Source organism: Amycolatopsis sp. NPDC005961 (assembly GCF_040629235.1).
In the GTDB taxonomy this organism is placed as follows: Bacteria; Actinomycetota; Actinomycetes; order Mycobacteriales; family Pseudonocardiaceae; genus Amycolatopsis; species Amycolatopsis camponoti.
The window spans coordinates 61684-86543 of the sequence record NZ_JBEXVF010000037.1; the positions used below are offsets into that span (position 1 = coordinate 61684).

26 protein-coding genes, 3 tRNA genes and 3 pseudogenes are annotated in these 24860 nt (G+C 70.6%); 9 read left to right on the forward strand and 23 right to left on the reverse strand.

The window, feature by feature from the left end; all coding sequences use genetic code 11:
• Window positions 1-73: 73 nt before the first annotated feature.
• The gene (locus tag ABZ342_RS29005) at window positions 74-754 is read right to left on the reverse strand and encodes a phosphatase PAP2 family protein (protein ID WP_360479350.1); all 681 of its coding nucleotides are present in this window, start codon (window positions 752-754) and stop codon (window positions 74-76) included.
• 138 nt (window positions 755-892) lie between these two features.
• Here ABZ342_RS29005 and ABZ342_RS29010 point away from each other — a divergent pair, with 138 nt between their 5' ends.
• The 3 genes from ABZ342_RS29010 (at window position 893) to ABZ342_RS29020 (ending at window position 2379) form a co-directional block, all read left to right on the forward strand.
• A complete protein-coding gene (locus ABZ342_RS29010; RefSeq protein ID WP_360479353.1) occupies window positions 893-1447 on the forward strand; it encodes a Clp protease N-terminal domain-containing protein in 555 nt (184 codons plus the stop codon).
• Window positions 1437-1706 (forward strand): hypothetical protein, encoded by a 270-nt coding sequence (locus ABZ342_RS29015; RefSeq protein ID WP_360479356.1) that lies wholly within the window; start codon window positions 1437-1439, stop codon window positions 1704-1706. The genes ABZ342_RS29010 and ABZ342_RS29015 overlap by 11 nt, the downstream gene beginning before the upstream one ends.
• A 112-nt stretch (window positions 1707-1818) precedes the next feature.
• On the forward strand, window positions 1819-2379 hold the full coding sequence (locus ABZ342_RS29020) for a lytic transglycosylase domain-containing protein (RefSeq protein WP_360479359.1): 561 nt from the start codon (window positions 1819-1821) through the stop codon (window positions 2377-2379).
• Window positions 2380-2415: 36 nt separating this feature from the next.
• Here ABZ342_RS29020 and ABZ342_RS29025 read toward each other — a convergent pair.
• From ABZ342_RS29025 to ABZ342_RS29055, 7 genes and pseudogenes are all read right to left on the reverse strand, one after another.
• Window positions 2416-2520 (reverse strand): annotated as a pseudogene (locus ABZ342_RS29025) (DNA-binding response regulator); the annotation flags it as partial.
• 160 nt (window positions 2521-2680) lie between these two features.
• Window positions 2681-3358: a response regulator transcription factor gene (locus tag ABZ342_RS29030; RefSeq protein ID WP_360479362.1), complete on the reverse strand. Its 678-nt coding sequence runs from the start codon at window positions 3356-3358 to the stop codon at window positions 2681-2683.
• Window positions 3355-4662: a histidine kinase gene (locus ABZ342_RS29035; protein WP_360479365.1), complete on the reverse strand. Its 1308-nt coding sequence runs from the start codon at window positions 4660-4662 to the stop codon at window positions 3355-3357. The genes ABZ342_RS29030 and ABZ342_RS29035 overlap by 4 nt, the downstream gene beginning before the upstream one ends.
• A 37-nt stretch (window positions 4663-4699) precedes the next feature.
• Window positions 4700-5539 (reverse strand): ABC transporter permease, encoded by an 840-nt coding sequence (locus tag ABZ342_RS29040; protein WP_360479368.1) that lies wholly within the window; start codon window positions 5537-5539, stop codon window positions 4700-4702.
• Window positions 5536-6474, reverse strand: a complete 939-nt coding sequence (locus ABZ342_RS29045; RefSeq protein WP_360479371.1) for an ATP-binding cassette domain-containing protein — start codon at window positions 6472-6474, stop codon at window positions 5536-5538. The genes ABZ342_RS29040 and ABZ342_RS29045 overlap by 4 nt, the downstream gene beginning before the upstream one ends.
• Window positions 6475-6726: 252 nt before the next feature.
• Complete coding sequence (locus ABZ342_RS29050) at window positions 6727-7518, reverse strand: polysaccharide deacetylase family protein (protein WP_360479374.1); 792 nt, start codon at window positions 7516-7518, stop codon at window positions 6727-6729.
• The gene (locus tag ABZ342_RS29055; RefSeq protein WP_360479377.1) at window positions 7515-8555 is read right to left on the reverse strand and encodes a glycosyltransferase; all 1041 of its coding nucleotides are present in this window, start codon (window positions 8553-8555) and stop codon (window positions 7515-7517) included. The genes ABZ342_RS29050 and ABZ342_RS29055 overlap by 4 nt, the downstream gene beginning before the upstream one ends.
• A 237-nt stretch (window positions 8556-8792) precedes the next feature.
• Between ABZ342_RS29055 and ABZ342_RS29060 the strand changes: the two genes are divergently transcribed.
• Complete coding sequence (locus ABZ342_RS29060) at window positions 8793-10415, forward strand: alkaline phosphatase family protein (protein WP_360479380.1); 1623 nt, start codon at window positions 8793-8795, stop codon at window positions 10413-10415.
• Window positions 10416-10421: 6 nt separating this feature from the next.
• Here ABZ342_RS29060 and ABZ342_RS29065 read toward each other — a convergent pair whose 3' ends face one another.
• From ABZ342_RS29065 to ABZ342_RS29075, 3 genes are read right to left on the reverse strand one after another with little or no spacing between them, the layout of a single operon-like run.
• A complete protein-coding gene (locus ABZ342_RS29065; RefSeq protein WP_360479383.1) occupies window positions 10422-11336 on the reverse strand; it encodes a M56 family metallopeptidase in 915 nt (304 codons plus the stop codon).
• A complete protein-coding gene (locus ABZ342_RS29070; RefSeq protein WP_360479386.1) occupies window positions 11333-11698 on the reverse strand; it encodes a BlaI/MecI/CopY family transcriptional regulator in 366 nt (121 codons plus the stop codon). Before ABZ342_RS29070 ends, ABZ342_RS29065 begins: the two co-directional genes overlap by 4 nt.
• Window positions 11699-11724: 26 nt before the next feature.
• On the reverse strand, window positions 11725-12639 hold the full coding sequence (locus ABZ342_RS29075; RefSeq protein ID WP_360479389.1) for an undecaprenyl-diphosphate phosphatase: 915 nt from the start codon (window positions 12637-12639) through the stop codon (window positions 11725-11727).
• A gap of 278 nt (window positions 12640-12917) precedes the next feature.
• Here ABZ342_RS29075 and ABZ342_RS29080 point away from each other — a divergent pair, with 278 nt between their 5' ends.
• On the forward strand, window positions 12918-13694 hold the full coding sequence (locus tag ABZ342_RS29080; protein WP_360479424.1) for a hypothetical protein: 777 nt from the start codon (window positions 12918-12920) through the stop codon (window positions 13692-13694).
• A gap of 30 nt (window positions 13695-13724) precedes the next feature.
• Here ABZ342_RS29080 and ABZ342_RS29085 read toward each other — a convergent pair whose 3' ends face one another.
• Window positions 13725-14450 (reverse strand): protein phosphatase 2C domain-containing protein, encoded by a 726-nt coding sequence (locus ABZ342_RS29085; protein WP_360479392.1) that lies wholly within the window; start codon window positions 14448-14450, stop codon window positions 13725-13727.
• Between the two features lie 605 nt (window positions 14451-15055).
• The gene (locus tag ABZ342_RS29090) at window positions 15056-15667 is read right to left on the reverse strand and encodes a hypothetical protein (RefSeq protein WP_360479395.1); all 612 of its coding nucleotides are present in this window, start codon (window positions 15665-15667) and stop codon (window positions 15056-15058) included.
• Between the two features lie 608 nt (window positions 15668-16275).
• Here ABZ342_RS29090 and ABZ342_RS29095 point away from each other — a divergent pair.
• Window positions 16276-16470, forward strand: a complete 195-nt coding sequence (locus tag ABZ342_RS29095; RefSeq protein WP_360479398.1) for a hypothetical protein — start codon at window positions 16276-16278, stop codon at window positions 16468-16470.
• A 354-nt stretch (window positions 16471-16824) separates the two neighbouring features.
• On the opposite strand, the gene ABZ342_RS29100 is transcribed toward ABZ342_RS29095, so the two are convergent.
• The 3 genes from ABZ342_RS29100 to ABZ342_RS29110 form a co-directional block, all read right to left on the reverse strand.
• Window positions 16825-17595, reverse strand: a complete 771-nt coding sequence (locus tag ABZ342_RS29100; protein WP_360479400.1) for an ABC transporter permease — start codon at window positions 17593-17595, stop codon at window positions 16825-16827.
• Window positions 17592-18626, reverse strand: coding sequence for a serine hydrolase domain-containing protein (locus tag ABZ342_RS29105; protein ID WP_360479402.1), 1035 nt, complete (start codon window positions 18624-18626; stop codon window positions 17592-17594). The genes ABZ342_RS29100 and ABZ342_RS29105 overlap by 4 nt, the downstream gene beginning before the upstream one ends.
• 138 nt (window positions 18627-18764) lie before the next feature.
• Window positions 18765-19364, reverse strand: coding sequence for a TetR/AcrR family transcriptional regulator (locus ABZ342_RS29110; protein ID WP_360479405.1), 600 nt, complete (start codon window positions 19362-19364; stop codon window positions 18765-18767).
• 80 nt (window positions 19365-19444) lie between these two features.
• Between ABZ342_RS29110 and ABZ342_RS29115 the strand changes: the two genes are divergently transcribed.
• Complete coding sequence (locus ABZ342_RS29115; RefSeq protein WP_360479427.1) at window positions 19445-20560, forward strand: FAD-dependent monooxygenase; 1116 nt, start codon at window positions 19445-19447, stop codon at window positions 20558-20560.
• Window positions 20561-20757: 197 nt separating this feature from the next.
• Entirely contained in the window at window positions 20758-21201 is a 444-nt protein-coding gene (locus ABZ342_RS29120; protein ID WP_360479408.1) for a hypothetical protein, read from the forward strand.
• 49 nt (window positions 21202-21250) lie between these two features.
• On the opposite strand, the pseudogene ABZ342_RS29125 reads toward ABZ342_RS29120, so the two are convergent.
• A pseudogene (locus ABZ342_RS29125) lies at window positions 21251-21433 on the reverse strand (hypothetical protein); the annotation flags it as partial.
• A gap of 132 nt (window positions 21434-21565) precedes the next feature.
• Here ABZ342_RS29125 and ABZ342_RS29130 point away from each other — a divergent pair.
• Entirely contained in the window at window positions 21566-22387 is an 822-nt protein-coding gene (locus ABZ342_RS29130; RefSeq protein WP_360479411.1) for an LLM class flavin-dependent oxidoreductase, read from the forward strand.
• On the opposite strand, the gene ABZ342_RS29135 is transcribed toward ABZ342_RS29130, so the two are convergent.
• The 6 genes and pseudogenes from ABZ342_RS29135 to ABZ342_RS29160 form a co-directional block, all read right to left on the reverse strand.
• The gene (locus ABZ342_RS29135) at window positions 22318-23115 is read right to left on the reverse strand and encodes an aldo/keto reductase (protein ID WP_360479414.1); all 798 of its coding nucleotides are present in this window, start codon (window positions 23113-23115) and stop codon (window positions 22318-22320) included. The two genes, ABZ342_RS29130 and ABZ342_RS29135, sit on opposite strands and share 70 nt — an antisense overlap.
• A pseudogene (locus ABZ342_RS29140) lies at window positions 23108-23194 on the reverse strand (substrate-binding domain-containing protein); the annotation flags it as partial. The gene ABZ342_RS29135 and the pseudogene ABZ342_RS29140, both read right to left, overlap by 8 nt.
• A 443-nt stretch (window positions 23195-23637) precedes the next feature.
• A tRNA-Val gene (locus tag ABZ342_RS29145) sits at window positions 23638-23709 on the reverse strand.
• A 1-nt stretch (window position 23710) separates the two neighbouring features.
• Window positions 23711-23781, reverse strand: a tRNA-Cys gene (locus ABZ342_RS29150).
• Window positions 23782-23805: 24 nt separating this feature from the next.
• A tRNA-Gly gene (locus ABZ342_RS29155) sits at window positions 23806-23878 on the reverse strand.
• 112 nt (window positions 23879-23990) lie between these two features.
• Window positions 23991-24416, reverse strand: coding sequence for an SsgA family sporulation/cell division regulator (locus tag ABZ342_RS29160; protein ID WP_033293569.1), 426 nt, complete (start codon window positions 24414-24416; stop codon window positions 23991-23993).
• Window positions 24417-24860: the final 444 nt, after the last annotated feature.

A 24860-nucleotide genomic window follows, 5' to 3' on the forward strand; every position in this document is an offset into this window, starting at 1 on the left:
TTTCCCGCACGCTAGAACCCGGCGCGGAAGGGAACTGCTTGCGCGAGGTTCGAGCAAGGCAAAGTCACGCGAGCTACGACGACGTCGCGACTCGCTCGTCGAGCCGCCGGAAGACCAGCGCCGCGGACAGCCAGGCCGTGACGAACGCGAGGCTGCCGAGCACGTCGGTCGGCCAGTGCACGCCGAGGTAGACCCGCGTCCAGGCGATCAGCAGGGCGTAGCCGGCCGCGACCAGCCAGACCGGCCACCGCGGAGCGCGGTCGAACCGGCGCACGACGAGCCAGGCGATCAGCCCGGCGGCCAAGGCGGCGTCGGAGGTGTGGCCCGAGGGGAAGGACAAGCCGCCGGCGTAGACGGCCCAGTCCGCCGTGGGAGGGCGCGGCCGCGCGATCAGTTCGGAGATCGCGAAGCGGCCCAGGACGGCGGACAACATCAGCAGCAGAACGAGCACGGCCCGGGTCAGCCGCGCCCGGACCGAGCCCCGCGTGAGCGCGGCGGCGACCAGGAACACCAGGGGAGCGGTGTACGCCGAGGATGCCGTCGAGGTGATCACGGCGGCCGCGGTGGTCCAGCCGGCCGTGCGGTGGGCCACGAACCAGGCGTGCACGTCGAGGTCGAAACCGGTGGCCCAGGGCAGGAAGTCACTCGCCGAAGCAAGGAGAGCGAGGAAAGCCACGAGCGCGACGGCTGCCGCCCAGACGGGCGTCCGGACACTCAGGCCGGCTGTGTGCGCCGGCGACGACTTCGAAGCCACGAGACCCGAAACTATGGCGGCGATGGCCAGCGGCAGGTTTTCGGTGCGTTAAAGCGCGTTAACCTGCGACCACACCACACCTCGGGTCACGAAGCAGACGGTGCACCGCAAGTACGGCCGCCGGAACAGGAGCTGAGCATGGATCGACCGTTGGCCGACGACGCCCGCCGGATCATCGTCCGTGCCCAGCACCAGGCCCGCGAACTCGGCCATCGCGGAATCGGCTGCGAGCACCTGCTGTTCGCCGTCGCCGTCGCCGAGTCGCCGGACCCGGCCGGCGCGGTGCTGCGGGAAGAGACCCGGAGGCTGCTGACCGGCGGCGCGAGCGTGTTCGACACCCTCGACAGCGATGCGCTGGCCACGCTCGGAATCGACCTGCACGTCGTGCGCCGCACCGTCGAGGCCACCTTCGGACCGCAGGCGCTGCGCCAGGTCCGCCCCCGCCCGCGGCACCGGTGGTACCAGCTGCGTCGCACCCGTCCGCCTCGCGGGCACCTGCCGGTCACCGGCCGCGCGCGGCGTTGCTTGGACGCGGCGGTGTCCGAGGCGACGCGCGCGGGTGGCATGCTCGTCGACACGACCGCCCTCGCCGTCGCGGACGGCGGATTGGTGCCCCGGATCGTGCACACCACCGGTGTTCCGGCGGAAACGCTGCGCGTCGCCATCTTGAGGCGGGCTCGCCATGCCGGCTGATCACGACCGGCCGCTGCGATGGGGGCGACGAGTCGCCGTGCTCGTGTGGGCGTTCAGCTGGTACACGATCTACCGCGAGATCTTCGTCTGGCACCACATGACCACGAGCCTGCGCTTCCGCCCGCCCGACCTCCCGCCGGGGGCCACCGGCCGCCCGCGCCCGGGGCTGCCGCTGATCGGCGTGTGCACGACGTCGGTGCTCGCGCCTCTGGTCGTCCTGGTCGCGAGCGTCGTGCTGCACCGCCGGAGGCAAAAGTGATCTCCTATCCTGGGCTGGGGACCTACGGGAGGCGGAAGCTGTGCGGGTGTGTCGCGGGTTCGTGCTCGGGTGCGTCGTCGCGGCGGTGAGCGGGTGTGCAGCGCCCTCCGGTGTGACCGCTCCCGCGTCGTCGGTCCCGTCGGCCTCGCCGACCACCAGCCAGTCGACCGGTTCGACCGGGGTGAATCCCGATCCGGCCAAGTTCGTGCCGCAGGTCGTGGCACGCTCGCATGAGGCGGGTGTCGACCCGCAGCTCGTGCTGGCCGTCCTCTACAACGAGGACTACAAGCCCCACGATCCGCAGCTCGAGCGGTCGTGGCAGCAGCTCAAGCCGGACGCGGCGTTCGGAGTGGCGAACATGCACCGCGCCACGTTCGACGACACCCGCCGCGGGCGGCCGTTCGCCGGCCGGGACTGGCAGGAGCTGCCCGACGACCCGGATCTGGCCATCGAAGCCGAGGCTTGGTACTTGCACGATCTGGCCGCCCAGCTGCCCGCGAAGCACGTCGGCCAGTACACGACCGACGAACTGCTGGCGCTGGGTTACAACGCCGGGCCCGGCACCATGAAGGCGTTCGCGAGGGGAACCGCACCGGGCACGCAAGCACGTGCTTACCTGGAGAATCTGCGGGCCAACTGGGCGAAGGCGGGCGCCGCGGTCAAGAACGGCTGAGGCCGGTGGTGTGCGCGCCGACGTCTTCGGCGCACACAAGCGGGAGCGGGGGTGCGTCCGTACGATCTCGCGGGTCGCGGCGATCCCGGGCATGCGGACGTCCATCACGACGACGTCGGGGTCGAGTTCGGCGGATCTCGCTTACTGGGTTGTGCCGGCCAGTCACTGACGCGCCAGACGCAGTGGCCGTCGCCTGCGCGGCCGCCCAGTCGCAAAGCGGGCACTTGAGGGAACCCTCGGAAATGGCGCGGCTGCGCGCCTGTTCTTGCCCAGCCGACGAGATCAGTGCCGACGACGACGGTCAGCCGGACGAGTTGGGACGGGTCAGGCCGAGGTCGTAGGCCAGGATCACTGCCTGGATGCGGTCACGGGCGCCGACCTTCGAGAGCACCCGGCCCACGTGGGTCTTGACCGTCGACTCCGACAGGACGAGGCGCTCGGCGATCTCGCCGTTGGTCCACCCGCGGCCGATCGCGATCAGGATCTCTTGTTCGCGCTCCGTCAGGGATCGCCAGCGGGCGTCCGTTTGTTCCTGCGGGCCGCCCGCGCCGGCGGGCAGGCGGTGGGCGTACGTGTCGAGCAGCCGCCGGGTCAGCGCGGGAGCGATCACTGCGTCGCCGCCGGCGACGGCGCGGATCCCGGCCAGCAGTTCCTCCGGGTGCGCGTCCTTGAGCAGGAAGCCGCTGGCCCCGGCACGCAGCGCGGCGTAGGCGTACTCGTCCAGGTCGAACGTGGTGAGGGCGAGGACGCGGGAGCGGCCACCGGCGGCGACGATCCGGCGGGTCGCCTCGATGCCGTCCATCCCGGGCATCCGGACGTCCATGAGCACGACGTCCGGCCGCAGGGCCGCCGTCTGCCGCACGGCTTCGGTCCCGTGGGCGGCCTCCCCGGCGACCTCGGTGTCGGGGGTGGCCTCCAGCAGCATCCGGAAGCCGAAGCGCTGCAGCGGCTGGTCGTCGACGATGAGGACGGTGGTCACGCCGTACCGCCGGGGAGCGGGGTGATGTCCAGGACGGCCTGCACGGCCCAGCCGCCGCTCGGCGCGGGGCCCGCGTCGACGGTACCGCCGTAGAGAGCGGCGCGTTCGCGCATGCCGGCGAGGCCGTGTCCCTCCTCGGCGGGTGGCTCGAGCCGGCCGGAGCCGTCGGGCCGGCCGGTGTCGTGGACGCGGACCCGCAGCTCCGCGTCCGCGGCGGCGACCGAGACGTCGATCCGGGTGCGTGGACCGGCGTGCTTGAGCGTATTGGTCAGCGCCTCCTGGACGATGCGATAGGCCATCAGCTGGACTCCGTGGTCGAGGGTGTCGAGTTCGCCGGCGGAGCGGTACACGACGTCCGGCCCGGCGGTGCGGAACCGGGTGCAGAGCTGCTCGAGGTCGGCGATGCCCGGCTGGGGGTTGAGGTCGGGGGCGTCCGTGCGGTCACGCAGCACGCCCACCATGCGCCGCAGTTCGCCGAGGGCCTGGCGGCCGGCGTCGCCGACCAGCCGGAGGGCCTGCTTGCTCCGTTCCGGGCTGCCGTCCGCCGCATACGCGCCGCCGTCGGCGAGAGTGATGATGACCGAGAGGTTGTGGCCGATGATGTCGTGCATTTCGCGGGCGACACGGGCGCGTTCGGTGGCGGCGGCCAGTTTGCTGCGCTGGTCGCGTTCGACCTCCAGCCGGGTCGCCCGATCGCGGAGGCCGGCGAGCTGGGCCCGGCGGATCCGCACCGTCAGCCCGAGCGCGACCGCCGCGGTCACGGCGCTGAGCAGGAAGAACAGCGCTTCCCACAGGGACACCACGCTGAACGTCCGGGAAACCCTGACCGCCACCGGGAACACCAGCGTGACCACGGCCGCGCAGGCCCACGGCAGGCGCCGGAGCCGCCCGTGCAGCACCACGCTGTACAACGCGACGAGCAGGGCGATGTCGGCGCGCAGGAAGACCCCGAGTGACCACTGAACCACGAACGCCGCCGCCACCAGGGCCAGCGCCACCGTGGGAGCCCGCCGCCGCAGCAGGAGCGGGAGCAAGAGCCCGGCCTGCAGTGCCACGGTGGCGGCCGCCGGCAGCTGGGTGAACGTCTGCAGCAGCCGTTCCGGACCGGGATCGTCCTCGTGCGGGACCAGGTCGGGCAGGCAGAACATCAGGAACATCACGGCGATGACGGCGACGTCCAGCACCCAGGGCCGGCGCCGGTCCGCCTGCCGGAGCCACTGGCCGGCCCGCGTCAGCCGGCCGACGGCGGAGTGGGCGGGCCACACTCCGTCGCCGGCCGGGTCGCTGCCGCTCACGGGGTTCACGTGTTCATCGTGGACGACGATCGCCGGTACCGGGAACTCAGGCGTCGGACCGGACCAGGCGGACGGCCGCGCCACCCAGCGCCAGCGCTGTCCAGCCCAGGAACACGAGCAGCCCGGCGGTGGGGGAGAGGCTGGTGCTGTCGTGGGTCAGGGCGAACATCGACTGGCCCGCGTTGCTGGGCAGGTAGGGCCCGATGTCGGCCTGCCAGGTCTTCGGGAGCAGCGAGATGAGGCCCGGGATCAGCATGAGCGCGGCGACGAGGACCGAGATGCCGCCGGCGACCGAACGCAGGAGCGCGCCCAGCGCCACGCCGAGCACGCCGACGAGCCCGAGGTAGAGGCCTGCGCCCAGGAGACTGCGGACGACGTCCGGGTGCGACAGCGTCATGGCCGCCGGGGTGCCGGAGACGATGGAGCTCCCGAAGAGGAACGCGGCGAACGCGCCGACCACGCCCAGCAGGAGCGCGACGAGACCGAACACCGCCGACTTGGACCACAGCACCGGCAGCCGGCGCGGAACCGCCGCGAGCGTCGAGCGGACCATCCCGGTCGAGTACTCGCCGGCGGCGACCAGCACACCGAGAACCCCGAGCGCCAGCTGGGTGAAGTTGGTCCCGAACAGGGAAAGACCGACCGCGGTGGCGCCCGCGAAGTCCGGGTCGAGCGGCTGGCCGGAAGTGATGTTCGAGCGGTAGCGGGCGGCCGAGATCAAGCCGAACGCCAGCAGGAACACCAGACCGAGCCCCAAGGTGATCCAGGTGGAGCGCAGCGACCACAGCTTCGTCCACTCCGAGCGCAGGACGTTGCGCGTGGTCACCCGGTAGACCGGCCGGGCGGGCGCCGCTGTCGTCGCCGGGCTCGTGGTGATGGTGCTCATGCCGCCCTCCCGAGCGCGTCGGTGCCGGTGGTGACGCCGTGGTACTCGACGGCGTCGCGGGTCAGGTCCATGAACGCCTCTTCGAGGGAGACCGAGCGCGCGGTCAGTTCGAACAGCGCGATGCCGTGCTCGGCCGCCTTGAGCCCGATCGCCCGGGCGGACAGACCGGTGACCTGCAGCTCCTCGGAACCGGCGTGGCCGCTGATCTCGACACCGGGCCCGGCGAGGATCTCGCGCAGCCGCGCCGGGTCGGCGGTGGCCACCTGGACGGTGTCGCCGCCCGCCTCCCGGACGAGGTCGTCGACCGTGGTGTCGGCGAGCAGCCGGCCGCGGCCGACGACGATGAGGTGTTCGGCGACCAGCGCCATCTCGCTCATCAGGTGCGAGGACACGAAGACGGTGCGCCCGTCGGCGGCGAGCTGGGTGAGCAGGTTCCGGATCCACAGGACGCCTTCGGGGTCGAGCCCGTTGACCGGCTCGTCGAGCATGACGGTCGCCGGGTCGCCGAGCAGGGCCGCGGCGATCCCCAGGCGCTGGCCCATGCCGAGCGAGAAGCCCCCCACGCGTTTCTTCGCCACGGACTGCAGCCCGGTCAGCTCGATGACTTCGTCCACCCGACGTCGCGGGATGCCGTGCGTCTGGGCCTGGGCGAGCAGGTGGTGGTAGGCCGACCGTCCCGGGTGGACGGACTTCGCCTCGAGCAGGACACCGACTTCCTGCAGCGGGGCGGTGTGCTGGGCGTAGTGGCGGCCGTTGACCCGGACCGAGCCGCCGGTGGGGGCGTCCAGCCCGACGATCAGCCGCATGGTGGTGGACTTGCCCGCGCCGTTCGGCCCGAGGAAGCCGGTGACGGCGCCCGGCCGGACGGTGAAGTCGAGCCGGTCGACGGCGGTCTTCTCCCCGTAGCGCTTGGTCAGCTGGTGTGCCTCGATCATCGTGGTCATCCCCTGTGTACGCGGGCCGGGTGTCCCGGCTCGTCCTGCCCGCAACGGTAGGGAGGGAAACCGGGGCGGCCGTGGTACCGCGGGTGGCAATCCCGCGAACCCGTAGTACCGCGGTACGACACGGAGACGGCCTCGCCCGCCGGCTCACGCGCGTAGACCTAAATGTCCCCGTCCTCTTCCCGGACCGCGAACCGGGGCAGTGGCGGGATGTCCACCGGGAGGCGTAGTGCACGATCTCGCCGGTCAGTGCGAAGATCGAGATATCCCCGACCGGCCAAGGATTCCCTGAACGCGGTGTACTGCGGTGCCGCCACGCGCGGACGGCGACATGCCCGAGGTAGCCGCCACCGGTGGTCCGAACGTGAAGCCACGGCCGCGACAGTCGGCGATGATCGCGGGAAGGGCGCCGAGGGTGGCGCGCCACGCGCCGTTGCCGGTCGTGACGTCGCTGTCGTGCAGGAGGATCGTGCCGCCGCGGCCGAGGTGCGCGGCCACGCGGCGGTGGATCGACTCCGGCGTGCAGCTCTCGGTCCAGTCGAAGCCCCACGTGCTCCAGAGCAGGGGCGTGAGCCCGAGACGCCGCGCGGAGACCAGGGACGCGGTGCTGAAAACGCCGTAGGGCGGCCGGAACCAGCGCGGCGGCGTGCCGGTGAGGCGGTGCAGCAGATCACGGGTGGCCTGGAGGTCGCGATGGGTGGCGCGGGGCGTCCGTCGCAGCAGGCACCGGTGGTCCCAGCCGTGGACGCCCAGTTCGTGGCCGCCGGCGACGATCTGGTGGACGACGTCCGGCGACTTCCGGACCTCGGCCCCCAGGACGAAGAAGGTGGCGCGCACGTCGTGCTCGGCCAGGACGCGCAGGAACTGCGGGGTCGAGGCGGGGTCCGGGCCGTCGTCGAAGGTCAACGCGACGTGACCGGACTCCGTGGCGCCGGCCAGGCGAGGCATCAGGGCGCGGCGCGGGCCCGGCAGGAACGCGGCCGCGGGCGCGGCGTGCGCGGCGAGCGCGAAGGCGCCGGCCGCCAGGACGGCTTTCACGCGACCTCCAGGAGCTTTTCCAGCAGCGGGACCGCGTCGGTGGCCGGCTGGGGGCGGTGGTCCGGGTGGGCCGAGAGAAGGGCGGCGGCGAGGTCGTTCCGGGAGTGCAGCCACGGAACCAGGCCGAGCTGGTCGAGCGTCGCGGCGTTGGCTCGTCCGTGGCCGGGCAGGCAGCGGTAGGTCAGCACCGGGAGGCCGCTGGCCAGCGCCTCGGACGTGGTCAGCCCGCCGGCGTTCTGCACCACCACGTCGACGGCGTGCAGCAGCCGGGGCATGTCCTCGACCCACCCGAAAACGTGCCGGTGACCCGCGGCGATGAGCTGCTCGCGCAGCGCGGCGTTGCGGCCGCAGACGACGACCGGGACCGCGGCGCCGGACGCGGCGACGTCGGCGGTCGTCTCGCGGACGTCGCCCACGCCCCACGATCCGGCGACGACCAGGGCCAGGCGACCTCGCTCGGGCAGGCCGAAGGCTCGCCGCGCCTCGCTTCGTTCCGCCGCCATCGGCGGGCGGAACCGCCTGCCGACCAAGGGGGCCGCCACGGCCACGTCCGGTGCGCCGAACGCCCGGGCCTCGCTTGCGGCGTAGCGGTTCTGGGCCAGGTGCAGATCGGCCGACGGGTGCACGCACAGCCGGTGCACGGCGGGATCGGTGAGGTACACCGCGAGGGGAGCCGCCAGGGTGCGGGTGCCGCGCAGTGCGGCGAGCGCTTGGGTGGCGAGCGGGTAGGTCGAGACGGCGAGGTCGGCGCCGTCGAGGGCCTGGGCCATCCGGCCGCGGCCGAGGGTGGCGGCCCGGCGGGCCAGCCCGGCTCCCCAAGCGGTGCCGAGCGCGGCCAGGGTCCACTCCCAGCTGCGCGGCACCACCTCCAGCTGCCGGTGGTAGAAGCCGCAGAGGCGGCGGCCGAACGAGCCGGGCAGGAGATCCAGGAAGTCGATCACCTCGACGTCATGGCCGGTCAACCGGTCCGCCAGGGCGTAGGCCGCTCCGTCGTGCCCGGCGCCCACGCGCGCCGAGACGATCACGATGCGCGTCATGATCCTCCTTCTACGACTATCCAGTAGAAGTTCTACACGCCAGTAGATTAAAGTGCGGTTTACGGCTTGCTGGTGGAAGGTGCGGCAGGCGGTTCTTTGCCATGCCTTGATAAATCCATTGTGGACGGACAAGAGCCGTTTGTTCACTCGGTGTTCGCACTGCGCTCCTCCGGCGGCCGGATCGGAGGCGTGGGATGCCGGGGACGCCCTGCCCGGGGCCCGCACGAGGAGGAACCTTTGACCCGGAAACGGATTCGCGCCACGGCCGCGCTCGCCGCCCTGACGCTGCTCCCCATCACCGCGCCGACCGCCACGGCCGCCGAAGCGCGCCACGTCCTGCTGATCTCCGTCGACGGCCTGCACCAGGCCGACCTCGTCGCGTACGCGGCCGGGCACCCGGACTCGGCGATGGCCGGTCTGCTGGCGCGCGGGACGGCCTACAGCAGCGCGAGCACGCCGGTGCCGTCCGACTCGTTCCCCGGTCTCATCGGCCAGCTGACCGGCGGTGATCCCGCGGTCACCGGGATCTACTACGACGCCACGTACAACCACAGCCTGCTGCCCGCGGGCACCACCCGGTGCACCGGCGTGCGACCCGGCGCGCAGGTGGACCTCACCGAGGACCTCGACCGCGACCAGAGCAAGCTCGACGCCGGCCAAGGGCTGACCGGGTTGCCGAATTCGGTGCTGGGTATGACCGGCACCCCGCAGGCCCTGCTGAACCAGGCCGGCCTCCCGGTCGACCCGCGCACCTGCCGCCCGGTGCAGCCGCACGAATACCTCAAGGTCAACACCGTCTTCGAAGTCGCCCGTCGCGCGGGCCTGCGGACCGCCTGGTCGGACAAGCACCCGGCCTACGAGATCCTCGACGGACCCTCGGGCAGCGGGATCCAGGACCTGTTCACCCCGGAGATCAACAGCACGCCTCCGTCGGGCACCGGCGACTGGACCACCGACAACGCCGCCACCCAGCAGTACGACGCCTACAAGGCGCAGGCCGTGCTCAACGAGATCGACGGCTACGACCACTCCGGCACTCACCGCGTCGGCACGCCGGCGGTGTTCGGGCTCAACTTCCAATCCGTGTCCACGGCACAGAAACTGCCCATGTCGGGCGGCCGGCCCGGCGGGTACCTGCCCGGCGGCACAGCGCCCGGACCGGTCCTGACATCGGCACTGGACTTCGTCGACGCGAAGATCGGCGCGTTCGTGGCCGAGGTGCGCCGCCGGCACCTCGACCGCACGACGACGATCATCCTGTCGGCGAAGCACGGCCAGTCACCGACCGACCCGGGCGCACTGACCCGCGTCGACGACGGCAAGCTGCTCGACGGCCTGAACACCGCGTGGAAGGCCGCTCACCCGGGCGCCGGTGAGCTCGTCGTCCAGTCGACCGACGACGACGCGATGCTGCTCTGGCTCGCCGACCGCTCGGCGGCCGCCATGGAGTTCGCGAAGCGCTACCTGTTGGCGCAGAACGGAACCGGCACGGACCGCAACGGTGCGCCCAAGGCGTTCAGCAGCTCAGGCCTGCGGCAGGTGTACGCGGGCGCGGACGCCGCGCGCTACTTCGGGGTCCGCCCGGGTGATGACCGGGTTCCCGACCTGTTCGGTGTCGTGCAGTACGGCGTCGTCTACACCGGCGGCACGAAGAAGATCGCCGAGCACGGTGGCGTCGCCCCGGACGACCGCGCGGTGCCGCTCGTGGTGAGCGGCCCCGGCACCGATCGGCGGACGATCTCCGCCCCGGTGACGACGACCCAGATCGCGCCCACGATCCTCCGGCAGCTCGGTTTGGAACCCCGCGCGTTGCAGGCCGTCCGCGCGGAGGGCACCCGGGTGCTACCGGGACTCGGCTGACCGGAGCTAGCGGCCGATCTGCGCGATCTCGATCCCGTCGTGCAGGTCGGCCGCGCTGTCGAGGGCGGTCTCGGCGGACAGGCCCGCGAGCCCGATGACCAGCGCGCTCAGCAACACCACCGGAAGCCGGCCGCCGGCCCGCGGCGGTGGTGTCAACAGCGCCGACACTCGACGGGGGACCGGGCCGCCGGTCGCGGCGAGCGCGAACCCGTGGTGCGGGCGGCCGGCGAGGGCCGCCTTGGCCACCGCGTGCGCGACCAGGGTGCGGTCGCCGATCCGCTGGGCCGCGGCTTCGTCGGCCCAGCGTTCCAGGGCGAACCTGGCCGACGAGCTCAGCGGCCGCAGCAGCGGGTTCAGGGTCACCGACAGCGTCAAGGCGATCAGGAACAAGTGGTGCCGGAAGGCGAGGTGGGCCCGCTCGTGGGCCAGCAGGGCGGTGCGTTCCCGCGGGTCGAGCGCGGCGAGCATGCCGGTGGAGACCGCGACGCGCCCGCCTCGGCCTGGTACGGCGAAGGCCACCGCGTCGGCACCGGGCAGCAGCACGAGTTCGCCGGTGCCGTGCACGTCCAGCTCACGCGAGAGGCGCCGCGCCCACCGCACGTACCGGAGCACGGCCCGCGTCAGCACGACCAGGAGCACGCCAAGAACCGCGCCCGCGGCGATCGACACCGGGACGTCCACGCCGTTCTCGGTCCGCAGGGTCTGCGGTGACCACCGGCCGAGGTCGGCGACCGCCGGCAGCAGGGACAAGCCCGAAAACGCGAGCAGCGCCAGCGCCGCGGTGCTGCCCGCCGCCAGGACCACGCAAGCGCCGGTGAGCAGCCAGCTCGCCGTCCGCGGCGGCAGGTAGGGCTCGACCAGCCTCGCCGCGGGCAACGCCAGGAGCGGCAGCAGCAGCGGGATCAGCAGGTCGGTGGTCATTTCTTGCCGCGCAGGAGGTTGCGCAGCAGGGCCTCGTCCGAGTCCGACAACTGGGTGACGAACCGGGCGAGGACGCTGTCGCGGTCAGGCTCGCCGTCGAGAACCTTGGTCATCTTCCGCGCCGCGAGGCCGGCTTCGTCGTCGACGGCGTGGTAGCGGTACGAGCGTCCGTGCTTCTCCCGGGTCGCGACGCCCTTGTCGTGCAGCCGGCTGAGGATCGTCACGACGGTCGTGTACGCGAGGTCGTCCGCCAGCCGCGCCTGGACGTCGGCGGGGGTGAGGGGCTCGGCCGCGTTTCCCAGTACGCCCAGCACCTCGGCCTCGAGCGTTCCGGGTGCGCGCCGCGCCGGTTCCTTCCGCATACTCCCGAATCTACACTGCTGTCGAATCAGCGAAGGGTGAGCACGGCCAGCGCACCGGCGCCCGCCAGCACGCAGTAGAGCGCGAACCGGCTGAGCGTCCGGGTGTGGAAGTAGCGGGTGAGGAATCGGACCGCGAGGTAGGCGCTGGCGAACGAGGCCACGCTCCCGGCGAGCACCTGGCCGTGGATCCCGGTGCCCAGCGGCCCGAACAGGTCGGGGATCTTGAGCACGCCGGCGGCCAGGATCACCGGCGTCGCCAGCAGGAACGAGAACCGGGCGGCGTCCTCGTGCGACAGCCCGCGCAGCAGCCCGGCCGCCATCGTGACCCCGGAGCGGCTGATCCCGGGCAGCAGGGCGAGCACCTGCGCGGTGCCGATGAGGGTGCCGCGGCCGAGGGACATCCGGGACAGCCGTTCGTCGGCCTTGACGTCCGCGTCCACCGCGGCGCCGGGTGAGTCCGCCGGGGCGACTGCGGGTTCGGCCGTGGCCGCCCGCCGGCGCAGGCGCTCGGCCAGGTACAGCAGCACGCCGTTGACGATCAGGAACACCGCCGCCGGCACCGGTTTGCCCAGTGTCGTGCGGAACAGATGCTCCAGGAGCAGGCCGCTGATGCCGACGGGGATCGTAGCGAGGATGATCAGCCAGGCGAGCCGCTCGGCCGGGGTCTGGATCCGGCGGTGCCGGATCGAGCTGAAGAAGCCGCCGATGATCCGCACCCAGTCCCGCCAGAAGAACAGCAGCAGGGCGGCCGCGGTCGCGACGTGCAGGCCGACGATGAACGCCAGGTAGGGCGACTCGGGGGAGGACACGTCGAGGTCCCGCGCCCACTGGCCGCCCACCACGGCGGGGATCAGCACGGAGTGGCCGAGGCTGGAGACCGGGAACAGCTCGGTCACGCCTTGGAAAGCACCGACGACGATCGCTTCGAAGTAGTCCAGCACGGTGCCTTCCGGGGGTGAGCGCGTCTTGGTCGCCCAAATACTACATGGTCGTAGAAGTTGCCTGTTCGGAGGCCGCCGCGCGGGTGCGGTTCGGCGAGACTTGGGGCGCTCGGTATCCGGCGATCGCGCGGTTGTGGGACAACGCGTGGGCGGAGTTCGGAGAGCTGGCGAGCCTCGTTGCTCGGGAGCGGGCAGGATGTGGTGCAGGGGAGTCGTGCTCGTCGGACGCGCGATCCCCATCCCGGCCCGAGGATTGGACGCAATTGGGACGCTCGTCGGTGTTCACTTTCCAGTACATCGCCATCGACACGGAGGCTGGTGTCACGCCGGAGGAGTTCGAGACCTTCGTGCGTGGCGAAGGCGTTCACCTGCCCTTGTACCCGGGGTGGCGCTGGACTCTGCTGCGCGGGTTGCGCGGGGAGCGGACCGGGCAGTACCTGATGTTGTACGAGATCGAGAGCGCCGAGCAACGCGACCGCTACGTCACGGCCCGGGGCGAGCAGACCGAGCTGGCCCGGGAGTTCTGGGCGCGGCACCCGGAGGCGGAGGCGGTACTGGCGCGATGGCGGCGCCTGGGCACGTTCGCTGAGCTGCCGACGTTGTTCACCGACTACCGGCTGCTGGCCGACAATCCGCGGAGCACGGTGACGCCCGGCCCCCGCTACCGCGACCGCCCGGGGGAGGAGCCCGTCGCCCGGGTCGTCGGGATCCACAACTTGGCGTTGCGCGCCGGGGTGACCGAGGAGATGTTCGACCGTTTCATCGCCGAGAACCACCACCGGATCGACGACTACCCGGACTGGCGTTTCCACGTGCTCAAGGGCGAGCGGGGCAACCGCCTCGACCAGTACGTGATGATGATGGAGATCGCGAGCCTGGAGGCGCTGGACGTGTTCTACCCCGAGCCCGACATCGCCACCGGCGAGGCCGCGGAGTTCGCGTCCGCCCACCGCGACACCAAGCAGATGTACGAGGAGTGGAAGCAGCTGGCTTCGTTCTCGGGCTCGCCGCAGATCTACACGGACTACCTCGCCGTCGCGGAGAACCCGGCATAGTCCCGCACGGGCCCAGGATCAGCTCCTTGCTTATGCCGGGGCCACGTGGACGATCACGGCGGTGGCGTTGTCGTCGCCGCCTGCCTTTTCGGTGTCGGCGAGCAGCTGGCGTACCTGCCGGTCCGGGGTGGCCGTCCACTGGAGGACTTCGCTGATCCGGGAGTAGGGGACCTGGTCGGTGAGGCCGTCGCTGCACAGCAGGAGGACGTCACCGGGGCGCGGGGCGATGTTGAGCACGTCCGGTTCGGGGTGTGCGTTGTGTCCGACGTACCGGGTCAGCTGGTAGCGGGCGGAGTGGGCTTCGGGTGAGTCGAACGGGTACCAGCCGTTGATGGCGCCGAGCCAGGCCATGGTGTGGTCGACGGTCAGTTGCTCCAGCAATCCGTTTCGAAGGCGGTAGCCGCGGGAGTCGCCGATCTGCACCAGCCAGAGTCCGGCCGGGGACGCTGCCAGAGCGGTCAGGGTGCAGCCGGTCAGCTGGCCGATCCGTCGGCCGGCTGCGCCGACCTGTACCTGGGCTTCGGCGACAGCGGCCCGGAGTGTCGCGGCGTCGAGGGTGTTGCCGGCTGTGCGAATCCGGTCGATGACGACGTCGACGGTGGTGCGGCCGGCAGTGCGACTGCCTTCCCCGTCGCCCATGCCGTCGGCCACGACCGCGAGCAAAGGATCCTGTCCCAGGTGGACGACGTCGAAATTGTCGGAATACCGTCGGCCGACGACACTGCCGGCAGCGGCACGGAACGCGAAGTCGGTCATGCTGACAAGGATGCCAGGAGCGCGTGGAAGGCGCGCCCGAGTTCCCCGGGACCTGACGCGAGACGTCGTGCAGAATCCGTCACGCGTGAAGGAACTGGGCGGCGTTCCTCGGCAAGGACGGTCTTCCACCGCGACCCGGCCGGCCTGGACGAGCAGGGGAGGGATTGAAGTGACACCGGTGACGGCGGGCGACTTGCTCGCCCCGGACGAGATCGTGTTGCTGGACCGGGCGCTGCTGGAGTGGGGCGGTCCGGCCCGGTGCAGTGACGCGCTGGCGGTCGGCACGAACTGTGCCGGTGACCGTCGGACTGTTGGGCCAGTCCTAGCATCCCGCCGCTTGGTGTGGCACCGCTCGATTGCGTCCCGTCTCGGCTCGGCCCGTCAATCAAATTTCCGGTGGTTGAATTGATGCGAAATATGGCGCTTCAATGGACTCGTGTTGGGTCGAAACGGCATCGGCATTGAAACATTCCCTCCAGGTCCCCGTCCGGGTGTGCCGTCGCGTCGAGCACCCGTCCCGTCACTTCGACGGCCGCCTTTCCCGGGTTGAAAGCAGCATTCACCGTTGACGCCTCAACCGCGGTCGATGCCAGGACGGAGAACCTTCACTCTGCCAGGCGCGCCGCATCATTGGCAGCTTCGTCGACTGCCTTGCCCGCTTTGGCGGCCAGGTCGGCCAGGTCGGGCAGATCCGGGTTCAGCTCCCTGGCCCTGGCGGCGAGCCGCTCCACCAGCGCCGCCGAGTTCTGTGCCAGCCGCACCGCGTCGGCCATCCGGTCGTCCGCGGCCAGCTGTTCGATGTGCCAGGCCAGCCCGGCGAGCGTCTCGTCGTCGGTGTCCGGGGACAGGTAGCCGGACAGTCCCGGCGGGTACCGGGTGTCGGCGCGCAGTTCGGACAGCGCGGTTACCACCGAGGGCTCGGCGCTGAACGTGTCCAGCAGGTCGATCAGCGCGAACAGCCTGGCCACGATCTTCGGCCGGCCGGGGAAGCGGTCCAGCCACCGCACCAGCTCGGCGTCGCCGCCAAGGTGCTGCACGATCCGGGTCATCTGCGCGGCGAGCGCGGTGGGCAGCTCCGCGTGGAACATGGCGATGAGGGCCACCTGGCCGGCCAGCTCGGCCTGGCCGTCCTCGTCCAGCTCGTCGGCGACGAACCTCTTGACCAGCTTCGTGTTGAGAACGAAACCCGGTTTCGGCAGCTGCTCGTGGTCGGTCATGGGTCTCCCAGGTTCGGGACGGCGTCCGCTGTGGACGATGTACGGGCGGCCCCCGGATTTTCCTCCTCGACTCAGTGGATTCCAGTCGTCACCACAATTCACCGGCCGGCAGCAGCCGCCGGGGGCCTAGCCGGGGACGAGGAGCGGTTCCGGCCCCGCCAGGCGTCCCCGCGGGTCCCGTCCGCTCCTTCTGGTCTCACCAGCCTGTCTCGACAATGCATCGGATCGCACCGGCGCCGTACCGACCTGGCAGGTCCAAAACCAGCACGGCGAACGGGCCTGCCAGACGCATCGGGCGGCGCCGCGGACCAGACCGGACTGTCGTCCTCCGAAAGCACGAACAGCAGCTGTGGTGCCGCGTCATCGTTGTGGCACAGGCCGTCCACGGTGGTACTGACCTGACCGCGGCACTCTTCACGACTCGCTTGGCCATGCGAGACCAGCGTCCACCGCCACGAACCAGCACGCTTCGACCTCCCGAGGGCAAAGCCGCACGTTCCGTCATGTCAGGTGAACGGCTGCCACTCACCCGTGCGCTCGGCACAGTCCAGAGACCAGGTGCGGTGCCATCGACGGCGCGGACATCACGGGCATTCGTCCCTGCGTCGATGATCGGCGATCAGGCCGTCGGCGCGGTCCGATCGGGCGCGCGCCGGGAGTTCGGCGAGCTGATCCCGCTCCGGCCGTCGACCGGCAAACCCACCGCCTGCCTGCGCGGTCATTGGCTTGACCTCGATCTCTACGACAAGCTCGCGCCTTGCACTCATCGTTTCAGCCGTCATCGCCATTCACGAGCCTCATAGAGCAGTAGATCGGAGCGCCCACCTGTGTGCCACCCGGCCAACGCTGGGCCGCGCAAAACGCCAGCGCGATGACCGACTCGTCGAGCGCTGTCGTCGACCATCGATATCCCACACCTCGCGCCGGCGCCGCCGCGATAAGGACGCTGCCGAACCCGCGGCGCCGGTAAGCCTGATCAACCCGAGCCGGGTTCGATGTGCAGCCCGGCGGCTTCCTGGTGCGGACATGGGCCCGCGGCGCTCCGACCCGAGCCGAGAACGCCGCCGCGCCGGGCTTGTCGGGCGGGTTGGCGCTCCAGCTGAACCCGCCACCAGCGGTCAGCACCGGAAGCCGGCTCCGGGCTCGACGGCCGCGAATCAGGCGTCGCGGTTCTTCGCCACGGTGATCGCGACGGCGAGCAGGCCGAAAGCGACCGCGGCGAAGTAGGCCAGCGCCCAGCCCTGATCCAGCGGCGCGGTGGACAACGACACCGGCCCCGCTCCATGGGCGCGCGCATTCGACCCTCCGGTGCCGGTGAGGAACTTCCGGGCCACGTTGAGCGGCAGCCACTGGTGGATGTTCTCACCCACACCGGGGACGATCCGGACCAGTTTTTCGGCGGCGAACGCGTAAACCAGCAGCAACGCGATCGTCCCGGCGCCGTGGCGGAGCAAGGTGCCCACCGCGACCGCGATGACGGCGACCAGTGCGTACAGAACGCCGACACCGCTCACGGTGATCCAGTCCGCGCCGCTGTCCAGTGCGAGATCGGCCCGGGGTTGCAGCAAAGTGGCCGCGAACCACGAGCCGAACGCGCTGACCTCACCGATGGCCAGGGCGAGCAGGGCCACCACCGCGGTCTTGGCGAGCAGTGCCGGGGTGCGCCGCGGTACCGCCTGGAAGGTCGTGCGCATCGTGCCGAAGCGGTATTCGGTCGTCACCGACAACGCGGCCAGCACCATGATCACGGCCACGCCGAGGTCGTAGCCGTACTGGGTCGAGGCCACGGTGGCGGTGAACTCGGCGTCTTCCCGGGTGCCGGCGATGAGGGCCGCGAAGCCGACGCTCACGACCGTGGCGGCCAGTGCACACCACCAGGGCGAACGCGTGGAGCGCAACTTGATGCGCTCGACGGCGAGCAGGGTCATGGGTTTCCTTGTCCGCAGAAGACTTCGTCGACGAGTTCGCGGTAGCCCTGCAGCGGTACCTGCCGGGTCGCGGTGGTCAAGGACAGCTGCAGGCGGGTGCGGCCATCAGGGGTGGCGGCCAGCAGGGTGTCGTAGCCGGGCACGTCGCCGGTGTGGCCCCACACCCGCACGCCGCAGGGGAGCACGTTGGTGCTCAGGCCCAAGCCGTAGGCGCCGACGGGGGACACCGTGGTCATGTCGGTGAGCTGTGCGGGTGCGAGCAGCCGGCCGCCGAACAGGGCTTCGGTGAAGGTGTCCAGGTCGGCGGTGGTGGAGATGATTTCGCCGGCGGCCCAGCCGACGGACGGGTTCATCGCGGTGACGTCGACGAGTGCGCCGTCGCGGGGTGCGTAGCCGTGGGCGTGCGGGCCGGGGATGGTGGTGCGGTCGCCGGGCAGGGTGGTGTCGTGGAGGCCGAGCGGGCGGAGGACCCGGTCCCGGACGGCGGTCGCCCAGTGCCGGCCGGTGAGGTGTTCGACCAGCAGCCCGGCGACGATGTAGTCGGTGTTGGAGTACTTCGACGCGGTGCCGGGCGGGAAGTTCAGGGGATGGGCGGTGGCCATGGCCACCAGGTCGCGGGGGTCCCAGTGCCGCTGGAGCTCGGCCGGGTCGCCGGTGAGGTCGTCGGAGTAGTTGCGGAGGCCGCTGCTGTGCTGCAGCAGCATGCGGACGGTGATCCGGTCGCCGTCGGGCAGCAGGCCGGGCAGGTGCCGGGACACGGGGTCGTCGAGGGTGAGCCGTCGCTCGCCGGCGAGCTGGAGGACGACGGTGGCGGTGAAGGTCTTGGTGACGCTGGCGATCCGGAACCGCCCGTTCACGGGCACACCTTGCGGGGACCCCAGCTGGGCGACGCCGCTGCGTGCGGTGAACTCCCGGCCGTCGGCGGCGATCCTGACCTGGGCGCCGGCGGCTCCCGTCGTGGTCATCAGATCCAGCGCCCGGACGATCCGGTGCCGGTCGGGACCGCCGCCCGCGGCTGCGGTCCCGGTCATGGTGAGCGACAGACCTGTGATGCCGGCGAGAGCCAGCGCGCTGAACCTGATTCCTGGCTGTCTCAAGTGATTCGTCCTCGGGTCGGTGTGGCAACCAGTGTCTTGGCGGGACCCGGCCCGGGACATCCGGGATGATCCCTACCGGACCTCCCGGAGCCGGTCGGCTCCTGTGGCCCTGATCCCGGCGAGAACAACGTCGGTGAGGCGCTCCGCCTCGGCGTGACCGAACGGGACGTCGGTCCGGCCTGGAAAGGGGTGCATCGGGCCGGAAATCAGCTGGGCGAAGAAGAGCGGGTCGACCGGCGGTAGCTCGCCGCGTTCCGCAGCTCGTTCGAGCCGGACCCGCACCAGGTCCAGACGGCGTTCGTACACGCCGTGCACAGTCCGAGTCACCGCCTCGTGCTCGCGGCTCTGGGCCGCGACCGCCAGGGCCCGGCCGAGGGGTGTGTCCAGTTCGGCCGCCAAGGTCACCAGGAACTGTATGAGGTCGGCGCGCAGGTCGCCCGTGTCGGCGAACGGGACCTGCTGGTCGGCGCGGTGGCTCAGCGCTTCGATGGCCAACTCGCTTCGCTGGGGCCAGTTGCGGTACACGCTCGCCTTGTTCACGCCGGCGCGATCGGCCACCTCTTCGTATCGGAACCCCATGACGCCGTCACGTGCGATCAGCTCGACGGTCGCCTGGAGGACCTGTGCGCGTACGCGTGCGGTTCGTCCTCCGGGTCGTCGGGTGTCGGTCATGCGTGTCACCTTCCCGCTGCTCCTGGTCAGCTACACTATCACTAAAGCGACGGATCGTTGCTTTAGGCGGAGGGATCATCATGGACATCCTCATCTCCGGAGCCGGGGTCGCCGGGCTCTCGGCCGCGGTCGATCTCGGGGCGCGAGGTCATCGCGTGACGCTCGTCGAGCGTTCGTCGCATTTCCGGGTCAACGGCTCGCCGATCGACGTCCGCGGTGACGCGATCGCCGTTGCGGAAAACATGGGCCTGCTGGCGAAGATTCGCGACCGGCAGCTGCGGATGACCGAGAACAGCGTCTTCGTCGACGCCGGTGGCACCGTTCTCGCCGCACTGCCGCTCGCGGAAACGAGCGACTCCGACGACGACATCGAAATCGCACGCGAAGACCTGGCGACCGTGCTCGCCGAGGCATTGCCTGCTGATGCGACCGTCCGGTTCCGCGACTCCGTGGCGGCGCTCGCCGATGACGGTGCCGGCGTCGACGTGCGCTTCGCGTCCGGCGACACCGGACGCTTCGACCTCGTGATCGGGGCCGACGGGCTGCACAGTGCGGTGCGGCGGCTGAGCTTCGGACCCGAGTCCGGTTTCGTCAAGCACCTCGGGGTGTACGCCGCAATCGCGGACCTGCCTGCAGAGGCCGGTTCGGGCGGCCCGAACCCGACTTACAACTTTCCCGGTCACATGGCGAGCATCATGCGGTATCGCGACCGGGCGCTGGCGGTGTTCCTCTTCCGCTCGGACCCGATCGAGTACGACTACCACGATCTGGACGCCCAGAGGAAGGTCCTCGCCGACGCGTTCGCCGGGCACGACGAGTGGCGGATTCCCGAGCTCATCGCGGCCGCCATGGCCGATCCGGAGCTGTACTTCGACTCCTCGAGCCAAATTCACATGCCGAGCTGGCACCGCGGCCGCGTGGTCCTCGTCGGCGACGCCGCGCACGCCGCCTCGGGCTTGTCCGGCCGGGGCACCTCGCTCGCCCTGCTCGGTACTTCTTTCCTCACCGAGGAACTCGACGAAGACGACCTCGAGGCCGGCTTCGAACGCTACGAAGCCCGGCAGCGCCCGTATGTGCGCGCTGCGCAAGCAGGTGTCGCCGACGGAGCGGACCTGGTCGTGCCCGCGACTCGAGAAGACATCGCGGCACGCAACGCAAGGCTCCAGACAACATTGGGGCGCCGGACTTCCTCGTGAACGCGGGGGGCGTGTACGGCTTCGAGATGGAGTTCGGCAGCGCTCCGCCTCGGCGGGCAGGTCCGGGTGGTCGGGTTGACCCCAACCGTCGGTAGCGCGACGGCGGTGGTGCTCTGGCGCGATGACGTCGTCGTCGCGCATCCGAAGATCGATTAGGGTTGGTCGGATCTGGGGGCCGCTGAGCCACGGAGCGACCCATGCCGACTTTGACCGAATTACCACAATGGACGGTCTGCGCGTCCGGCGATGAAGCGACATTCACCCACGTGGTGACCCGGCGCGACCGACGGCGTCACTACGCGCCGCGTGTGTGGGATGACCGCGGCCTGGCCTTGCACGAGGACGACTTGCCTGGTCTGGCGAAGGCGCTGGGCGAGGTCATGAAGCTGCCTGTCTACTGGCTCGCGCGATCCCGGCGCCGGGATGTGCTCGACGCTGGGGACGCCGTGGTCTGGTCGGTGCCGAGGTTCGAGGCGGACGACGAGTTCGTCTACATCGCCGGGCCGTGCCGGACCGATCAGCGGGCCGCGGGCTACCGGCCCGTTTCGGCGTTCGTCGTCGACCTCGTCCAGTTGCGGGGTCTGCGGATCCGGATCGCCGCCTATCTGGCCGGCGGTAACGTGGCGACGACCGGCGCGTGATCCGAGCCTGCCGCACTGACGTGCGAGATCGCGGGCGATCGGTCGCCGAATGCCCGGCCGGCACGTCGAACGGCGGCAAATCCGGCGCCACGAGCTGCAGGTCGAACGCCAACTCCACCCCGAGCACCGCCGCGCGGCCGACCGCGCCGCTGCTCCATCCCCGAGCGCAGGAACGCCACCCCTCCAGCTCCTCACCTGACCGACGAGCGCGGACCACGGCAACGGCGTCGGCGGGAGTGGGACTCGGCCCCTGGGTGGACGTCGCGCAAGATTGCTTGTCGTGTTGTGTCGGATGCAAGTGGCTCGTTCGTAGAAGTGATGAAGCTCGGCACAAGGCCGGGTCACAGGGGAAGGGGGTTCCACCATGACGGTGAACTCGACACTCAGGCCGTTGCGGTTCGGAGTCGTTGCGCCGATCACCGCGGACATGCCGACGTGGCGTGATCAGCTGCGTGGTCTGGCCGACAGTGGTTATTCGACGATCTTGATGCCCGATGTGCCGCAGTGGCAGCCGGCACCAGGTCCGGCGCTCGCGGTGGCGGCAACGATCACCGACCTGCGGGTGGGCACCTGGGTGTACGCATCCCCGGTTCGACCTGCGTGGACCACCGCATGGGAGGCGCACTCGCTGTCCGTGCTCACCGACGGGCGTTTCGAGATGGGCATCGGCACCGGCCGCCCCGGGATCGCCGACCAACTCCGTGAGCTGGGTCTGCCGGTCACCCCGGTCAGTCAGCGGTCGAGCCAAGTACGTGACATCGTCGCGGCCCTGCGCGACCTCGACGGCCCGGACCTGCACACCCCAGTGGTGATGGTCGCGGGCGGCCCGAAATCAGAAGCGCTCGCAGCTGAACTCGCCGACACGGTGACCTTCGTGATGCCACAGACCGAGACGCGGGCCGCGACGATGCAACGGGTACAACGCTTCGACAACCGTCGCGGTGCGGAGCTGGCATTGCACGTACCTGTGGTCGGCGACTCGGTCGCTGCATTCATGGCCGGCCCCGACACCGACACCGCGGCCGTCCGTGCCGCGGAATCGCTGGCGTTCCTGCCGAGTGATCCCTCAGCCGCTGCCGAGGAGATCCAACGGCGACGCGAGGAGATCGGGTTCTCCTACTTCGTGTTCGGCGCCGACGCCGCCGGTACCCTCGCACCGGTCGTTGCCGAGCTGGCCGGACAGTAGACGCCACACCCGGCGATGCCTCTCGATCCCGGCACGTGCGAAATGAGCCAGGTAGAACGACCATATGTCGTCGAACTGGTCAGCCAATCCGGCACGGCCCTTGGCCAGCGCTCGCAGCCGGGCCAATTCTGGCGTCGGAATGTCGGCAGCTCGGCGGCGAGCCGGTTCCTGCTCGGCTTGCCGCCGAGGGGTGAGTACGCCAGGTAGGAGATGCCTTCGGTCGCGCAGTAGGCCAGCGTTTCGTCGTCCCGCGCCAGGGGCGCGTAGCGGTTCTGGACCGCGTCGATCGTGGTGATCGCGCGCGCCCGATCGAGCTGTCCGACCGTCACGTTGCACAGCCCGACGTACCGCACCTTGCCCTGCTGGCGCAGCGCCGCCAGCTCTCCGACGCTGTCTTCGACCACTGTGGACGGATGATCCGCGCGGCGCAGCAGGAAACAGGTCGAGCGTGTCTCGTTCAAGGAATCGCAGGCTCTGCTCGCAGTCGTGGCGCAACGCCATCGGCGACCCGTCGACGGGGAATTCGGCCGGGCCACTGCGGAAGTGGCCGCCTTTGGTCGCGACGAAGGCTGTGCCGCCAGGGCCTTGCTGATCAACCATTCGTTGTGGGAGGGACGGTCGACGGTTGTGTACGCACGAGCCGTGTCGATCAGGGTGACGCCGTGGTCGAGAGCCGCGTGGACGGTCGCGATCGCGGCATCTACGTCGGGTTCATCCGCCCGGGACAAGCATGCCCAGCGCGTCGCACGCTTGGAGCAGGCCGAGGGCCAGCAGGTCGTTCGCGCAGAACGCCGCGGTGGGCGGGACGCGGTTCGTGGCGTTACCTCCACGGATCGCGGTGCTCTACGAAGAGCTGATGGATAGCCACCGGCAGCCGTTTGTGTTGTGTACACCGGAGGGGCATCCGTGGCGGTGGTCAAACTTCCGAATTCGGTTCTGGCGGACGGTGTCGAACTCGACGACGCCGGGGCCGGGGAGCGGCGCCCGCCGGTCCTGCCGGCGTTCACCTTCCACGAAGGACGCCACACACACGCCACCTGGCTGACCGAAGACGGGATCCCCGGCGATGGTGAATCAGATCCTGGATGCGCTGGAGGAACCGGTCACTAGTGGGGTTGCTCCGAGAGGTGACCACACGAGGGGTCCGGGGGCGTGCCCCCCGGCTGGGGTGTGGGGGCTCGGCCCCCACAGGACACGACGAAGAGAGCCCCGCTTGCGTGTTCCGCAAGCAGGGCTCTCCCGCGATCGAGTGCGCGATACTGGGATTGAACCAGTGACCTCTTCCGTGTCAGGGAAGCGCTCTCCCGCTGAGCTAATCGCGCGAGGTGGAGACGGGATTCGAACCCGTGTACACGGCTTTGCAGGCCGTTGCCTCGCCTCTCGGCCACTCCACCGTGCCAGGCTGCGAGAGCCTACCGAGCGGATGACGGGATTCGAACCCGCGACCCTCACCTTGGCAAGGTGATGCGCTACCAGCTGCGCTACATCCGCACTCCGCAGCTCCAGGGGCTCGAACCCCCGTCGCCGTGGTGTGGAAAAACCATATCGGACCCCGAAAACGGCGCCGACACCGGGGTGTCACTTCGCCGTTGCGGGCTCGTCATCAGGCCAGATCGTGGGGGATCAGGTGGGTGAGCGCGTCGTCGACGTCGACCCACAGGTGCTCGTTGCCCGGGAGCACCACGTCGTAGGTGCGGTCGAGGAAGTCGGCCAGCTCCTGGGCGGACGCCTCGAACATGGCGTGCCCGGACGGCGAGTTCAGCTCGATCAGCACGGACTCGGGGTCCTCGACCGAGGGGCGGATGCGGACGTCCCCGTCACCCGCGTCGGCCAGCAGGCCGTCCGCGAGGAGGTCGCGTGCGTACACCCATTCGACCCAGCCGGCACGGCCGGTGCGGAACGCGGCGACGACCGCATACGGGTCGCGTGTGTCGTAGCGCAGCTCCACCTTGACCGGAACCGCGGGCGTCCGCGGCGCCAGCAGGTCGAAGACCGCCGTCGAGCGGAGCGTCACGTGATCGTTGCGCATCGTCCTACCCTTCGTCTCCCTTCCCGGCCCGGCCGGCCGAGGGCGTCACCACTGGGACGCATCGGGAGGCCGATTCCGTCGCAGGTGAGCCGCATATCACCCGTACGGGCCCTTTGACTCCCGCTCGCGCCCGTGATCACCCCACGGCGCGCGATCGACCGGCGCGCCCCGTGTGGGCCCACTCCTCCATACTGCGCGGTTTAGCCGCCGGGCGATAGCACCGTCGCACGGATGTCGAACGTGGCGTCGGGCGGCCCCCACCTGCCACAACCCCGGCTAGCTCGGGGTTGTTCGTTCCGTACTCGCCGGTAAGCGGAGTGTGGTCGCCGGAGACCACCCATTTGCAGGCGCCCGGAAGTCGTGCGGTACAGTTCTCCCACCACCGCGAGCGGGCGATTAGCTCAGGGGGAGAGCGCTTCGTTCACACCGAAGAGGTCACTGGTT